At 68.8% G+C, this 14,085-nt stretch carries 13 protein-coding genes; 5 read left to right on the top strand and 8 right to left on the bottom strand.

Translation table 11 applies throughout. The annotated features are described in order from the left end of the window. Window positions 1-30 precede the first annotated feature (30 nt). Complete coding sequence (locus HNR23_RS03450) at window positions 31-423, bottom strand: MmcQ/YjbR family DNA-binding protein (protein WP_184073378.1); 393 nt, start codon at window positions 421-423, stop codon at window positions 31-33. A gap of 177 nt (window positions 424-600) precedes the next feature. Here HNR23_RS03450 and HNR23_RS03445 point away from each other — a divergent pair, with 177 nt between their 5' ends. After that, a complete protein-coding gene (locus HNR23_RS03445) occupies window positions 601-1,785 on the top strand; it encodes an alpha/beta hydrolase (protein WP_221308022.1) in 1,185 nt (394 codons plus the stop codon). Between the two features lie 149 nt (window positions 1,786-1,934). Beyond that, entirely contained in the window at window positions 1,935-2,576 is a 642-nt protein-coding gene (locus tag HNR23_RS03440; RefSeq protein ID WP_184073376.1) for an MBL fold metallo-hydrolase, read from the top strand. On the opposite strand, the gene HNR23_RS03435 is transcribed toward HNR23_RS03440, so the two are convergent. The 6 genes from HNR23_RS03435 to HNR23_RS03410 form a co-directional block, all read right to left on the bottom strand. Beyond that, the gene (locus HNR23_RS03435; protein WP_184073374.1) at window positions 2,551-3,144 is read right to left on the bottom strand and encodes a hypothetical protein; all 594 of its coding nucleotides are present in this window, start codon (window positions 3,142-3,144) and stop codon (window positions 2,551-2,553) included. The two genes, HNR23_RS03440 and HNR23_RS03435, sit on opposite strands and share 26 nt — an antisense overlap. 78 nt (window positions 3,145-3,222) lie before the next feature. Next, window positions 3,223-3,744 carry a hypothetical protein gene (locus HNR23_RS03430; RefSeq protein WP_184073372.1) on the bottom strand — a complete coding sequence of 174 codons (522 nt, stop codon included), beginning with the start codon at window positions 3,742-3,744 and terminating at the stop codon, window positions 3,223-3,225. A gap of 23 nt (window positions 3,745-3,767) precedes the next feature. Next, window positions 3,768-4,817: an OmpA family protein gene (locus HNR23_RS26530; protein ID WP_246421567.1), complete on the bottom strand. Its 1,050-nt coding sequence runs from the start codon at window positions 4,815-4,817 to the stop codon at window positions 3,768-3,770. Window positions 4,818-4,910: 93 nt separating this feature from the next. Next, the gene (locus HNR23_RS03420; protein ID WP_184073371.1) at window positions 4,911-6,605 is read right to left on the bottom strand and encodes a serine/threonine-protein kinase; all 1,695 of its coding nucleotides are present in this window, start codon (window positions 6,603-6,605) and stop codon (window positions 4,911-4,913) included. A gap of 64 nt (window positions 6,606-6,669) precedes the next feature. Then, on the bottom strand, window positions 6,670-8,469 hold the full coding sequence (locus tag HNR23_RS03415) for a serine/threonine-protein kinase (protein ID WP_184073370.1): 1,800 nt from the start codon (window positions 8,467-8,469) through the stop codon (window positions 6,670-6,672). Between the two features lie 352 nt (window positions 8,470-8,821). Next, complete coding sequence (locus tag HNR23_RS03410) at window positions 8,822-9,448, bottom strand: hypothetical protein (RefSeq protein ID WP_343070409.1); 627 nt, start codon at window positions 9,446-9,448, stop codon at window positions 8,822-8,824. A 796-nt stretch (window positions 9,449-10,244) separates the two neighbouring features. Between HNR23_RS03410 and HNR23_RS03405 the strand changes: the two genes are divergently transcribed. Beyond that, window positions 10,245-10,466, top strand: a complete 222-nt coding sequence (locus HNR23_RS03405; RefSeq protein WP_184073369.1) for a hypothetical protein — start codon at window positions 10,245-10,247, stop codon at window positions 10,464-10,466. Window positions 10,467-10,519: 53 nt separating this feature from the next. On the opposite strand, the gene HNR23_RS03400 is transcribed toward HNR23_RS03405, so the two are convergent. Then, the gene (locus HNR23_RS03400; protein ID WP_184073368.1) at window positions 10,520-11,551 is read right to left on the bottom strand and encodes an ArsR/SmtB family transcription factor; all 1,032 of its coding nucleotides are present in this window, start codon (window positions 11,549-11,551) and stop codon (window positions 10,520-10,522) included. A gap of 69 nt (window positions 11,552-11,620) precedes the next feature. Between HNR23_RS03400 and HNR23_RS03395 the strand changes: the two genes are divergently transcribed. Both HNR23_RS03395 and HNR23_RS27375 read left to right on the top strand, forming a co-directional pair. Beyond that, complete coding sequence (locus HNR23_RS03395; RefSeq protein ID WP_184073367.1) at window positions 11,621-12,922, top strand: MFS transporter; 1,302 nt, start codon at window positions 11,621-11,623, stop codon at window positions 12,920-12,922. A 197-nt stretch (window positions 12,923-13,119) separates the two neighbouring features. Further along, window positions 13,120-14,043 carry a DUF3592 domain-containing protein gene (locus HNR23_RS27375; RefSeq protein ID WP_184073366.1) on the top strand — a complete coding sequence of 308 codons (924 nt, stop codon included), beginning with the start codon at window positions 13,120-13,122 and terminating at the stop codon, window positions 14,041-14,043. The last annotated feature ends 42 nt before the right edge of the window (window positions 14,044-14,085 follow it).

The raw sequence follows: 14,085 nt of genomic DNA, 5'->3' as shown, positions 1-14,085 counted from the left end.
GTCCCGGCCCGTGGAAGCGGCCGGCCGTGCTCAGGGGGAGTCGTGCAGGTACGCCTGGGCCACCCGCTTGGGCGCCCGGTCCAGCCAGGCCTCGACCAGCAGCTCCTCCAGGTCGGGTAGGGGAACGCGGTCCAATCGGACCAGGACGATCGGGTACCCGTCGAAGTGCGGCGTCGTGAAGTACACGTCGGGCCGGTCGGCCAGGAGCGCCCCCTTCACCCCGACGTCGGGCACGCGCGCCGCCAGGACCGGCCCCTCGGGGGCGGCGTCGCCCAGGGCCTCAACGTCGCTCTTGCGCAGGGGTCGTTCCCAGGTGAACAGCCTGCCCTTCACCTTCCACGCCGTCGCGCCATCATAGGAGGCCTCCTCAGAGGTCTCCGGCAGCCCCAACGCGATGCGCGCCACGTCCTCCCATGTCGCCATGGGCAGCAGCCTAACCCGTGGACATCGGGGGAAGGCCGCACCGGCGCCCTCACCGGCCGAGGTTTTCGTCGAGGTGCGGCCCGGCGGCAGACAGGGCGTTGCGCCCGAGGCGACACGTCGTGTGTTCGGGCTGGTCAACACGGGTGTCTGGGGAGTCGAGGTGTTAGCGTCACCGCCATGGAGCGTCACCGGAAGAAGCCATGGCGCCGGGTTCTCAGCGCCCTGCTGATGGTCCTGAGCGTGCTCGTCGCGGTCGTCCTCGCGGTCTTCGTCTACGTGATCGCCGTGCCGCGGGTCCCGGAGCAGATGGTGCCGCTGTCGGTCCTGGTCAGCGGGTACGGACTGTACCTCGTCGCCGCGGCCCTGGTCGGTCTCGTGCTCGCGGGACTCACCTTCTGGAGCGGGGCCAGGAAGACCGGGGGAGCGGTGGCGGTGGTCGCCGCCGTGGCCCTGGTCTTCGCGCTCGTCCCGGTCGCGTCCTCCTGGGAGACCGCCCGCGACCACGGCGCCTCGCTCTCCCTCCCCGACTACCTCGCCTACGGCCCCAACGTCGGCCGCCCGGTGGAGTCACTGTCCACGGTCTACAACCGCGTCGACGGCGAGGAGCTCGAACTCGACGTGAAGCTGCCGCCCGGCGAGGCCGAAGAGCCCCGCCCCGCCGTGGTGTGGGTGCACGGCGGCGGGTGGAACATCGGTGACCGCGGCGAGGTGCCCAAGTGGCACAAGTGGCTCAACGACAGGGGCTACGCCGTCTTCCCCATCGACTACCGGCTGGCCCCGCCACCCCGCTGGAACCAGGCGCCGGCGGACGTCAAGTGCGCGGTGGGATGGGTCAAACAGCACGCGGAGGAGTACGCCGTCGACCCGTCACGCGTCATGGTCGCGGGCGGGTCGGCCGGTGGAAACCTCGCGCTCATGGGCGCCTACGCCGACGACCGAGTCGAACCGAGCTGCGACGTGACCGACACCGGCGTCGCGGCGGTCGCCGCCTTCTACCCCGCCATCGACCCCGCCACCGTCTGGCGCGAGACCGGCAGCCCCGGCCAGGTCCGGCCGTGGGTGGAGAGGTACACCGGCGGGAGCCCGGACGAGGTGCCCGACCGCTACGAGGCGGCATCGCCCTACACCTATGTGCGGCCGGGGTTGCCGCCCACCCTGATCATGCACGGCGCCCGCGACCACATCGCGCCCCACGACATGTCGGCCGCGCTCGCCGACAGGCTCGACCAGCTGGGCGTGCCCAACCGGCTCGTCACGCTGCCCTACACCGACCACGTCTACGACTTCGTCTGGGGCGACTGGGGATCGCAGATCTCCCGGCACACCTTCGCCGAGTTCCTAGAGGAGCATTTCCCCAGTTGAACACGGCGACTGCAATGCCGCCACCGCTGCGGGCCGACGAGGGGGTCGCCGCGGTGCGACCCACCGGCATGGCGGCCCGGGCGAGGAGTTGACCTCGACTTAACTAGAGGTTTTAGCCTCTCCTGCAAGGCCATCAGGAGAGGAGCGGCATGAAACGGATCCAGCCTGACCTGTGGGAGACCGAGACGGAGTTCCCGGCTCCGGGACTGAGCACCCACGCCTATCTTTGGACCGCACCCAGCGGCAATGTGCTGTTCTACAACACGACACTGGGGCACGAGATCGACGCCATGGCCGAGCTCGGCGGGGTCGCTCGCCAGTACCTGAGCCACCAGGACGAGATCGCCCCTTCGTTGCGCACCATCAAGCAGCGGTTCGGCTCGGCGCTGCACGGCAGCGCGGTCGAGGCGGACCTCGTGGCGAAGACCTGCCCCGTCGACGGTGTGTTCGACGAGCGCCGTGTGGAGCTGGACGGGGTCGAGGTGATCCCGACGCCGGGGCACACCCCGGGCAGCGCGAGCTTTCTGGTTCCGTCCGCGCACGGCTCGACGTACCTGTTCACCGGCGACTCCATCCTGCGCGACGCGGAGGGTCAGTGGATCGCCGGCTACATCCCCGGCTTCAGCGACCGCGACGCTCTCGCCGCCAGCCTGTCCGGCCTCGCCGACCTCGCTCCGGACATCGTGATCTCCAGCGGGTTCCTCGGCGATACGGGCGTCACCGAACTCGGCGAGCGATCCTGGGCCCACTGCGTGGACGAGGCGCTCACGTCGTTGACGGAAAGCCGGTAGCTGCCGAGAGCGGCCTCCTCGCCGGCGCCGCCCACACCGTTTCGCGGCGCTGGTCCATGGTTCGGCTGCGCAGATGACCGGCCCAGTGCTCATAGGAGCCATGGGAGCCGGTCACCAGGCCGTCCCAGGTCGGTTCGACGAACAGGCAGCAGCAGTCGTCGAAGACCAGCTCCAGGCAGTCGACGACGGCATCCTCAGGGCGGGAGGACTCGCTGAGGACGTATCGAGCCCGGGTCAGGGTGTTGAAGTCACGGCCATCGGTAAGGAACTGTGCTGCCAGGCTGATGGGTAGGAACTCCTCGCCCTCATCGTGGTCGATGACGGCGTCGATCTTCTCTCTGGCTCCGGCGAGTGAGTCGGTGACGGACAGGCGGAGTCGGCCGTGGAACCGCCTGTCGTCGATGCACAGCAGCCCGGCGTCGGTCTCGAGGTAAAGGCTCGTGTTATCGAGGCTGAAGAACGGCTCTTCCTCGCACAGCGTGCGGTCCACGTATCCGGGCATGACGACGCCCTCCACACGCCGCGCAGCCAGCCAGCCGATGACATCGCCAACAGATCCCGAATTCATGGCGATGGTTCACTCTTCTTCTCGGATCTCGCCCGACCATCGGGCCCGCGTCGTTGGAATGGCGGGCCTCGCTGCCGGTCACTCGATGGGGACGTCTTCGACGGGGTCGAACCCGGGGACCTTGACCGTAACGGCTGTGACGTCATCAGCGACAATGTAGGAATTCCAGAATGTGGCAGAGCTCCCATCGTAGACGACGTCCTTGTAGTTGCGCGGGCGGTGGGTCGCCGCGCAGACGCATTGTTGCTCGGAGTCTTGGAGAGGGTGATAGCGAACCCTTGAGGCTTCGTCCGTCAGAGTTACACCGGAAACTCCACCGCCGCGGTAGTACCTGAATACGTCATTCTTCGCGAAGACGCTACTGTTGTATCTTCCGCCCTCGGCGTTCACCGTCCATGCCACATTGACGTACCCGCCATCCTCGGACGTCACAGGGGGATGGATCTCGACCGTCGAGCCTTCGAAGGCAGTTCCGGATTCGGCGTCGGCTTGTCCGACCACAGGGAGCTCGACATCTTCTCCCTGGTCGGCGAACGAGGCCTGGGGGACGCTGAGCGTCGTCGCCAGGGTGACCATGCCGATCGGGAGCGCCTTGATCATTCGTTTGCTGGGCATACTCGGACCTACTTCTCGAAGGTTACGGTGACACGCCGATTCTTCTTTCGCCCCTCTTCGGTGCTGTTATCGGCAATGGGGTCGCTGGATCCGTGGCCATCGGTCTCGAAAGTGACGCCGTTGCGAGTGATGAGGGATTCCAGCTCCTTCTCGACGGACTCTGCTCGCGCCTTGGACAGGGGGCTGTTGATGGAGTCGTTTCCAGAGTTATCGGTGTGGCCGTCGATCCTCACCACCTCAGCAGAGCTGTCGTCTATCTCCTTGGCCACTTTCTTCAGCTCTCGCCCTGCGGCCGGAGTCAGATCGGACTCGTTGAGCTCGAACAGCACGTCCGACGACAGACTGATGCTGGCTTCGTTTCCCGTGTCGGCGCGGGATGAGTCGCCGTCGAGGCTCTCCTGATAGGCGGTGAGGTCCAGAATCTCCGGGTCCTCCACTGGAATATCAAGGAACTTCTTGCCCCTTGGCTCACTCTCGCCAAGAGGCAGGTCAACGAAGTCGGGAGTCACGGGCGTCGTCACCGTCATTCGGGTAACGTCGCCAGGAGGCTCGGGAAAGGCAACCCAGAAATCCTGCGATTCTCCTTTGTCCAGCGCTCCTCCACCCCAGTTCGAGCACAGGCAGGTGTCCTCATCGGATCTCATGAACGCGAAATGCCGCCTGCCGTTGGACGTGTCGATGAGCGTCACACCCCTGCCGGTGTTCGACATGGCACGCTCTTTTCCAGCGGTGGCGAACATATGGTTGGTGTAGTGCCGGGTGTCGCTTTCATTGGTCACCGACATCTTGACGACGACGCGGCCCGCACCAACCCTGTCCAGGGAGTTGACGGTCACCTCGAGGCCGCCCTTTTCGTCCATTGCAGTTATCGTGCTCGTAGCGAGAGGACCGTCTTCCTCCTGCGCACCCTGGCGGCTGGGAGATGACTCTTCCGATGGTGTGTCATCGCCGCCGCTGTCGGCGCCGGCGCACGATGCAAGGAAGACGGCCGCAGTTGCGGCCGAAAACGCGGGAAACAGTCGACTCCAGGACTTCTGACGTCCTGCGGATTCGAACATCGGGCACATCCTTTTCCTCAGCCGCGGGTCAGCACCCGGAGATCACCGTTCAGGACCTGGCCGGGGTGCGCTTCTCGGCCTCAGGCGATGACGTCAGGTGCAGATGTCGTAGTTGGGCGTGAAGTAGCCGCCCTGGCCCAGGCTCAGGTCGTAGCAGAGGGCGACCGCAGGGAGGGTGCCGTAGGCGGTTTCCGGGCTCTGGTAGACCAGCAGCCCGGTCTCCGGTGCGCCGGGGAAAGTGAGGGTCGATGCGTTCTGCTCCTGCCCCTGCGGCACGTTGGGGTCCGGGGTGTAGGAGTACTCACCTTCCGGCAGGATCTTCTCCCCGTTCGCCACGACATAGAAGGCGTCTTGGTCAACCGGAGGCGCCTGCTGGCGGACGCCCTCCGACTGCGCGCTGAAGGTGAAACTCATGCCAGCGTCGCCGGGCGTCATGTCATAGGCCGAGACGACCGTGGTCGTGATCTGGACATGGGTGGTGAAAATCGCCAGCTTTCCGTGCGCCGACCCCACCTCGGCCCGCGCCGACTGACCATTGGCTTCTACGCTGTCGACCGCCTCCGGTGGCGGGCCTGCATCGTCTCCGTCTGCGGCCCCTGCGCCGCCGTCCTCGGCGTCGCCGCCACCTCCGCCTTCCCCTCCAGCGCTGCCTTCAGCCCCGTCGGCGTCACCGCCGGGGCTGGGCGCGGCCGTCCCCGGATCGGCTCCCGGTTCGCCGGACGCCGCCGTCCACGGAGCGACACCCGCGACGTGGGCAGCGCCCGCTGCGCTCGCCACCAGCAGGAGCGCCCCGGCCGCTGCCCCGATGAGCAGCGGTACGCGGCGGGACGCGCGCGGCGGCTTCGGGGGCGCTGCCTCCATTCCGGTCCATTCGGAGCTCAGCAGGCGCGTGACGGCGTCGGCCGAGTCAGAGGCGGGAGCGAAGTTCGGGTCGCGGGAGGCACCCCACAGCGCTTCGACGGCGCGCACCGCGTCGACGGCCGACGGACGGGCACCCGGATCCTTGGCCAGCGCCGCCTGCACGAGCGGGCGCAGCTCTCCGGGCAACCCGTCGACGTCGGGTGCTGCCTGCCGGACCCGGTAGGCGAGGGCATCGGTGGGGCCGGTGCCGAACGGCTCGCGGCCGGTCGCCGCGTAGGCGACCAGCGCGCCCCAGGAGAACATGTCGGAGCGGTCGGTGAGCGCCGCCTCCCCACCGCTGTACTGCTCCGGGCTCATCCACCCTGCTGTGCCCACGACCCCGCCCGTGCGCGTGAGCGCGGTCTCCTCCAAGGCGCGGGCGATGCCGAAGTCCAGCACCTTGGGGCCCGACGGCGAGAGGATGATGTTGCCGGGCTTGAGGTCGCGGTGCACGATCCCGGCCGCGTGGACCGCCTGGAGAGCCTCAGCGAGACCGGCGGCGAGTCCGAGCAGCTTTCCGCCGGTGAGCGGTCCGTTGCGCCGCACGTAGTCGCGCAGGGTCGGGCCGGGCACGAAGGCCGTAGCCAGCCACGGGGTCGGTGCCGCGGTGTCGGCGCCGAGAAACCGCGGGACGCAGGGGCTGTGCACCCGGCTGACGAGGTCCACCTCGCGCGCGAAGCGGGCGCGGAACTCGGGGTTCGTGGCGAGCTCGTCGCGCACGACCTTCACCGCGACGTACTCATCGGCAGAGGCGGGGGCGACGGCGCGGGCCGCGAACACCGCTCCCATGCCACCGGCGCCGATCCGGCCGACGGGCTGGTAGGGGCCGATCTGCCGGGGGTCGTCATCGAGAAGGGGGGCGAAGTGGGTGGGGGGTGTGTCGGTCATCCGGTTGGATTCTCCTGGCCAGTAAATGAGCGTCGAGAACGGAGCATGGTGCCGAACCGGCACGTCAGCCGCAGGGAAGACCCGGGATCGGCGGCATGTCGTGCCACTCCAGCCCCTCCTGATAGCAAACCCCGTACGCATTGCGCTCGATCTCGTTGAGCCGGTAACCCCACAACTCCTCGGGTGGGATGTAGCGAAGGTAGCGCTGGAAGCTCGGTGCGCCGTCGTCTTCCTCGGGTGGAACATCGGCGATCGCGAAGGTGAAATCGCTGGTGGGATTGTCCGTGTCAAGCGTGGCGAGGACCCTTGACTCCTTCGGGAAGTAGAATCCCTCCCAGTCGGGGTTGTAGAGATTCGCGATGTCCTGTTCGGTGAGGCGGAACTCCATCGCCATAAAGTCCTTGGTATGCAGCGTGTAGCTGCCTTCGTTCCGCAGGTACTCGGCACTGCCGGTGAAGACAACGTCGTCGCCCTCGCGGATGGCGGACTCGAAGATGAACCGTAGCTTCGGGTCCCACTCCCCCGTCACGGCGTCAGTGCCGGGAAGCGCCTGTTTCGTGGCCAGTTCGAGCGTGTTCGATGTAACGGCCTCAAACCTCACCGCACCAATGCCGAGGTCCTCCCCCGGGGTTCCTCCGACGAGGTTGGGGCCGCCGTGTTCCAGGCTCGCCGGGTCCACGGCGTCGTCGGCGCCACCACCACCGCTGCCTGCGGCGCCGCCCTCTGCGTCGGCTCCTCCGTTGCCGCCGTCGGCCGACCCGCCTTGCCCGCCGGCACTGGAGCCATCACCGGCGTTCGACCCCGTGTCCATAGCCCGCCACGCAACCGCGCCGGCGGAGCCGACCAGCACGACGGCGAGGGCGGCCGCCGCCGGGACGAGCACCCGCGGGCTGCGCCAGCGGGGGCGCTTGGGGGGAGCCAGCGTCGTCCACGTGGTGGTGTCGGCGGCGGGGGTGTCGATTTCGGTCCACCGCTCGTGGAGCAGTCCGGGCAGGACCCGCGTGGCCTCGTCGACCTCCGTGGGGGCCGAGCCGATCCACGCGGCGGTGACGGCGTCCAGCGCCTGGGCGGCCGTCGGCCGTTGCGCGGGATTCTTCGACAGCGCGGCCGCGACGACCGGCCGCAGCTGGTCGGGAACCCCGTCGAGGTCGGGGGCTCTCTCCATCGTGCGGACGGCGAGTTCCTCCACGGTTCCGCTGCCGAAGGGGCGTCGGCCGGTCGCGGCGAAGGCCACGAGGCCGCCCCAGGCGAACATGTCCGACGTGGCCGCAGGCGACGCGCCCGCGTACTGCTCCGGCGCCAGCCAGCCCGGGGTGCCGAAGAGTCCGCCGGTGCGGGTGATCGCGGATTCCTCGATCGCGCGGGCGATACCGAAGTCCAGCACCTTGGGACCCGACGGGGAGAGGATGATGTTGCCGGGCTTGAGGTCGCGGTGCACGATCCCGGCCGCGTGGATCGCCTGCAGCGCTTCGGCCAGACCGGCGGCGAGGCCGTGGAGCATGTCTCCGGACAGCGGCCCGCTGTCACGGACCCGGCCGTTCAGCGTCGGCCCCGGAACGTACTCGATTCCCAGCCATGGGCGCTGGGAGCGCGTATCGGCGTCGACGAAGGCGGGGATACAGGTGCCGGAGACCCGTCGCATCAGGTCGACTTCGCGGGCGAATCGGGCACGGAACTCCGGCTCGGCGGCGAATTCGCGGTGGACGACCTTGAGCGCGAGCGGAGCGTCCTTGTCGTCGACGGCCGCGTACACGGCACCCATCCCACCGGCTCCCAAGCGCCCCACGATCCGGTAGGCGCCCACGTGGGTGGGGTCCTTCTCCGTTCGGGGGGTGAGGCCGGAGGCCGCGAATCCTTCGGGCATGGTTGGCACGTTCTGCTCCGGATTGGGGGGATATCCAGCGGACGAGTGTAGACCGCGGGGGTGGACGGGGGGAAACTGCGCGGGGGCGGGCGGTGCGGGCCGCTTCCGCCTCGGCTCCATGCCCGACAAGAGGCCACGCGTTGGCGTTCCCCTTGATGACCAGGGGAAATGCCGCGAGCGGCGGCGGGGCGCAGGTCCTCGAATCCCGCCGGTAAACGAGGACCTGAAACGGCCGATAGCGGCCACCCCGAAAATAGAGGCCCGCGCTGCGCGACACGGCCCTGGCCGCCATAGCGCGGTTCGGACAGACAGAGCACTGACCGGCCACGGGCCACCGCTGCTCGAATACCCGTCAGCCGCAGGGAACCTCGCCGTATTCGAACAGTTCCAGGTCATGCCACTCGTCGCCCTCCGCGTAGCAGAGGCGACCGGGGATGAAGTCGTCGGGCGGAGCCACCTCGTGGCCCCAGAGCGTCTCGGGGGTCTCGTAGGTGATGTAGCGACCGGTGGGGCCGCCGGCGGCGATCATGGAATCGTCCTCTTCCGGCACGCCCGCGATGGTCACCGCGAACTTCTGCGTGGGCTCATCGGGTGTCAGTGTGACCAGCGGCTCCGCTTCCTCGGCGGCGAAGGTCCGGAATCCGTCCCCGGCTCCGTCGCCGCCGCGCCCCTCCGCCTGCTCTTCCGCCACGAGCACCGTGAAGTCCGCGCTGTGCAGGAGGTAGCCGCCATCATCGTGCAGGTAGGTGGCGGCCCCGTGGAAGGTCAGGTCGCCACCGTCGCGCTGAGCCGAGCTGAAGGTCAGCCGCAGCCGGGAGGTCCATTCGGGCTCGTCCGTGTCTCCGGTCTCGTCGGACGGTTCGGCAGCGCCATCGGGCAGCGGCGGCCGGGTGGCGAGCTCGACGGTGTCGTTCGCGGTGGCCTCGGTCTTCACGCCGGCGACGTCCAGGATTGGCTTTCCGTCGGCCTCGGCATCCACGGGCCCTCCGCGATCCCCGCGACCGGTCGGCCCCTGGGTGCCACTTCCGGCGGACGTCACGCCCTTCCCGTCCCCTCCCGGCTCTCCGTCCCCCGCATCATTCACGCACCCGGTCGCTGCGAACAGCAGGGCCGCGACCAGCGCCGCAGTCGCTCGCCTCGTCATCGTCATGATCTCCAGGCCTTCGGAGTCGGGGGGTAGCGCGACGATCAGCGACGCCGCCCGCGCGTGTCGGGATTATCGCAGACGCCGCAGGGGGCGGTGCGCGACCGTTCGGGGGGATTTCGCCCATTCCCCAGCCTTCGGTTGAAGGTCGCAGGCGACCGAACCCTGCCTGCCATCAGGTGTCCCATTGTGGACGCGCTCTCTCCGACTCTCTTTCCACGGGGACATTCCTGTCGGCTATTCGATACCCGACGCGGAGGCACACATGTTCACCATGCCCCGAAGGCGAATGACCGGCATCTCCGCCACATTGCTCCTCTGCGGAGTGCGCAGAGTTAGGAGCTCCAGAGTTAGGAGCTCCGATGACCTGGTGAAGCAGACACGGGCCTCCGACCAGGAGATGTGGAGGGCCGGCCGGATCGTGCACGTCCATGCGGGATCCCCGACCTCGGTGTACTCGATTACCACCCCCGCAGCCACATCGAATTTGACGTCGAAGGAGGATTCACCTTCGGAGGTCGGACCAGTCGGATGACGTGGGGGAACTGTGGGGGCGACGTTCGGAATCAACCGAAAGCTGTGACTTGACGGCTCCTACCGCCACCCCAAAAAGTAGGATCCGCACCTGTCGATGTCGCTTTCGGAGGTCCGGATGGTACTGGTACGCCTACTTCTCGGCGCTGTTTTCACCCTTATCTGCGTGTTCGCGCTGTTCCTCGCCTCCGTGCCCTTCGGGGGCCTCGCCCTGCCGGAGGTTACCGTGTTACTCGTGGTGGCTGGCCTGGGGTACGCACTGTATGCGGTCAGCACCATCCGCAAATGGAGGAATTCTTCTGGAGACAAGGAGGCTTGACGAGTATGCGGCCCCCGATCAGGTGGCAGGAGCTCCGACCGTGAACGCAGGGGCTAGGGATCGCCGTCGGATCCCCCCGCCGATTCCGCTGGGCCGCTCTCTCCCAGCTGGGGCGGCTCGTTGAGGAGGGCCTCCCCCAGGCGGGTCCGGGTGTGCAGGACGAAGCGGCCGTGGCGGTGGGCCCGGGTCAGCCCGGCCCCGCGCAGGGCCGACAGGTGTTGGGAGATCGCCCCGGTGGTGAGCCCGGTCCGGTCGGCGAGGGCCGAGCCGGACATCGGTGCGCGCAACTCCGCCAGGATCAGCGCGCGGGTGCGGCCGATGACGGGCACCAGGTGCCGCGGCGCGCTCAGGGGCCGCCGTTCCCACAGGGTGCCGACCCCGCGCGGCGGGTAGCGCAGCGTGGGGAGGAAGTCCCGGTCCACGATGTGGTACGTCCGCGGCCACGCGAACACCGAGGGTGAGAGCAGCAGCCCCCGCCCGTCCAGCGACTGCAGGGCCGGGGTGTGGCCGGTGACGGCGCGCAGGGTCTCGTCCTTCCACGCCAGTGAGTCGTCGAGGTCCCCGAACAGCGCGGCGACCCCTCCCTCGGCGAGTCTGCGGGAGCGGTGCAGCACATCGCCCTCCAGCAGCTCAAGCATCCGGGGCCAGTACGGGGCGAGTGCCGCGTCCCAGTAGCGCTGCATTTCCCCGGCCAGCCGCGACAGACCGGTTCCCGGGTCTTCGTACAGTTCCCGCAGGTGCGGTCCGGACAGCTCGGGCAGCTCGTCCAGGGTTCGCCTGACCTGGTCGGGCGGCTGTGCGCGGAGGGCAGCGAGCTCGACGGACAGCTCGGGCGCCGCCGCCCTCGGCGGCGGGCAGACGAAACCCGGGATCACCTGTGGGGACGCCGGAACCAGCGCGGAGAGCAGCGGGAATTCGACCCCGGCCGCTTTCAGGCCCGCCTTCGCCCGCGCTGCCCACGGCCGGTGGATGGCGTGCTCCTCCTCCCGCTTCAGCACCCTGATACTGGCCACGATCTCCCACAGCGGGGAGAACGCGAAACGCAGGCGGGCGACGTCCGCCGCGGAGAAGGAAAGTTCGAGCATCTCCGCCCCCATGATTTAGTTCCGGCTGAATTTATCGCCTTTCTCTCGTCGCGGCTCCACGGTGGGGCCATGCCTACGACCCCGACGCCCCCTACAGGGACACGCCCTACACGGTCGCTGTTCTCCCTTCTCGCCGAAAAGGACTTCCGCAGGCTGTTCACCGGCAAGGCCGCCAGCATGGTCGGCACCGAGGTCGGCCACCTGGCGATTCCGCTCCTCGCGCTCTCCCAACTCGACGCGTCCCCCGGGCAGGTGGGGCTCTTAGCGGCCCTCGCCACGGCCGCCTTCCTGCTGATCGGCCTGCCGGCGGGGGTCTGGGTGGACGCGATGCGCCGGCGGACCGTGCTGATCGCCGCCGACCTGGTCCGCGCCCTGGTGCTGGCGTCCATCCCGGTGGCGTGGGCGCTGGGCGTCCTCACCATCGAGCAGCTCTACGTCTGCGTGCTGCTCAACGGTATGGCGACCGTCTTCTTCGACGTCGGGGCGCAGAGCTACCTGCCGTTCATCGTCGGACGCGACGACCTGGTGCGGGCGAACGCACTGGTGGTCGGCGTCGACGCGGTCGGCAGTATCGGGGGCCGCGGCGTCGGCGGTTTCCTCGTCCAGTACCTCGGCGGCCCGCTGGTGGTGCTGGTCAATTCGGTCTGCTATTTCTGGTCGGCGCTGTGGATCGCCCTGATCCGCAGGCGCGAGCCCGCGCCCCAACCCCGCTCCGGGGTCGGCCTGCTCCCGCAGATCCGCGAAGGGGTGCGGTTCGTGTTCGGGCACCGGCTGCTGCGCCCCATCGCGTTCTCGGCCACGGCGATGAACTTCTCGATCCAGTTCGTGCTGATCATGATGCCGGTGATGGTCATCAACGAGCTGGGGATGGGCGAGGGCGTCGTCGGCCTGTTCTTCGCGGCCGGGGGCGTGGGGATCCTGCTCGGTTCTCTGACCGCGGAACGGGTCGCCGCCGTGCTGGGGCACGGGCGCAGCCTGTGGATCTCCAGCGCGGTCACCGCCCCCTTCGTCGTCCTGGTGCCGCTGGTCGACGAGGGAGTGCTGCTGTGGGCGGCGTGCGGGGGCTGGCTGGTGGCCGCCTACCGGCTGGGCGTACACAACGTGGTGCAGGTGAGCTTCCGGCAGCACGTCACACCGGGTCCGCTGCTGGGCCGGATGAACGCCACCATGCGCTTCCTGTTCACCGGGGTGCTTGCTCTCGGAGCGGCGGCGTCGGGCGCGCTGGCCGAGGTCACCGACGTGCGCACGGCACTGTGGGTCGGCGCGGTCGGCATCGCGGTGTCCTGGCTGCCGATGTACTTCTCCCCACTGCGCGGTATGCGCCACCTGCCCGAGCCGGACCCCCACCCTGGCCATCCGAATCGCAGCTGAGTACGCGCATCCAGGTGTAGCGACCGCGGCGGCTGACCGCAGAAAAGCAAGCCGGACACAACGCTTCCAGGTCAGCCCGACCCCCACCGAACGCTGGGCCGAGCGCTACCGCGCTCTGGGCGAGGCGGGCATGTCCGACATCTCGGAGTCACGATACGATCGCCCGCGACCCCCCGACCCGAGGACCGGTGACGGCAGTGTTCGATCTCGATTCCGGTGCAGTCCTGCTCGTGGGCGCCATCGCCGTGTACGTCGCCTACAACGTGGTGAAGTCACTGTTCGCCTGGCTGCGTCGGCAGTGGCTGGATCGGCGGGGCGTCCATGCGGAGGCCGTCATCGTGGGGGTCGCGCCACTCGACCCGCCCCAGCACCTGGAACACCCTTTCGGCCTGCGCTTCCGGACTCCTTCCGGCGCCGAGCACACCACCGAGCTCAAGAAGGGTTTCGGCGGGATCGTCCCAGTCGTGGGGTGGCGGCTCCCGGTCCGTTTCGATCCGCGCTGGCCATCCAACGTGGAGATCACCCACAACCCCTACCTGCGTCCGATTCCCGGAGCCCCGCAACCGCGCCGAAGGACGGCCTCCCAAAAGGCCGTCCAGCACGGCCTCGACGTCGCGATCACCGCCGCGATGCTGGCGCTGGTCCTGGTCAACGAGTCCTTCCCGGACGCCCGATCGGTGGTGATCGGCGGAATCGTCGTGCTGGCCGGCGTGCGGGTTCTCACCACCGCCGTCTGGTCCGCCGGAGAGAGCGCGGCGCTGAGGCGTTCGCCTGGACACACTGTCGCCACCGTCACCCATTCCTGGAAGGAGTCGGCGCGTGCCCGGCGGTCCTCTTCCCCCGGCGACATCACCGTGTCCTCACGGGGGCGGGTGAACGCCTTCACCGTGCTGTTCGACCTGCCCGACGGACGCCAGGTGCACCGCAGAGCGCCGATGACGACGGCCCTCACGCGCTATGAGCCGGGCGACGAGGTCGACGTGGCCTACGACCCGTCGGATCCGACCTCGATCACCATCGCGTCCGGCTGGTCGAGCACGGTTGCTCCGGCGCTCGGTACCGGCTCCGGGATCCTGCTCATCGTGCTCGGGCTGGCGATCGCGACGAACCTGCTGCCATGAGCGGCACCGCCCCGCCGAATCGCCGCGCCCTCCCCGACGGCA

This window comes from Nocardiopsis mwathae, assembly GCF_014201195.1.
Taxonomy (GTDB): domain Bacteria; phylum Actinomycetota; class Actinomycetes; order Streptosporangiales; family Streptosporangiaceae; genus Nocardiopsis_C; species Nocardiopsis_C mwathae.
Note: the sequence above shows the minus strand (reverse complement) of the source record. Positions and strands in the feature narration are given on the sequence as shown.

What these genes read in the sequence shown, in the direction of transcription:
- HNR23_RS03415 (WP_184073370.1), bottom strand. Translation starts at nt 8,469, where the DNA reads ATGCCCGAAGGATTCGCGGCCTCCGGCCTCACCCCCCGAACGGAGAAG.
- HNR23_RS03420 (WP_184073371.1), bottom strand. Translation starts at nt 6,605, where the DNA reads ATGACCGACACACCCCCCACCCACTTCGCCCCCCTTCTCGATGACGAC.
- HNR23_RS03400 (WP_184073368.1), bottom strand. Translation starts at nt 11,551, where the DNA reads ATGCTCGAACTTTCCTTCTCCGCGGCGGACGTCGCCCGCCTGCGTTTC.
- HNR23_RS26530 (WP_246421567.1), bottom strand. Translation starts at nt 4,817, where the DNA reads ATGTTCGAATCCGCAGGACGTCAGAAGTCCTGGAGTCGACTGTTTCCC.
- HNR23_RS03445 (WP_221308022.1), top strand. Translation starts at nt 601, where the DNA reads ATGGAGCGTCACCGGAAGAAGCCATGGCGCCGGGTTCTCAGCGCCCTG.
- HNR23_RS03450 (WP_184073378.1), bottom strand. Translation starts at nt 423, where the DNA reads ATGGCGACATGGGAGGACGTGGCGCGCATCGCGTTGGGGCTGCCGGAG.
- HNR23_RS03440 (WP_184073376.1), top strand. Translation starts at nt 1,935, where the DNA reads ATGAAACGGATCCAGCCTGACCTGTGGGAGACCGAGACGGAGTTCCCG.
- HNR23_RS03435 (WP_184073374.1), bottom strand. Translation starts at nt 3,144, where the DNA reads ATGAATTCGGGATCTGTTGGCGATGTCATCGGCTGGCTGGCTGCGCGG.
- HNR23_RS03405 (WP_184073369.1), top strand. Translation starts at nt 10,245, where the DNA reads ATGTCGCTTTCGGAGGTCCGGATGGTACTGGTACGCCTACTTCTCGGC.
- HNR23_RS03430 (WP_184073372.1), bottom strand. Translation starts at nt 3,744, where the DNA reads ATGATCAAGGCGCTCCCGATCGGCATGGTCACCCTGGCGACGACGCTC.
- HNR23_RS03395 (WP_184073367.1), top strand. Translation starts at nt 11,621, where the DNA reads ATGCCTACGACCCCGACGCCCCCTACAGGGACACGCCCTACACGGTCG.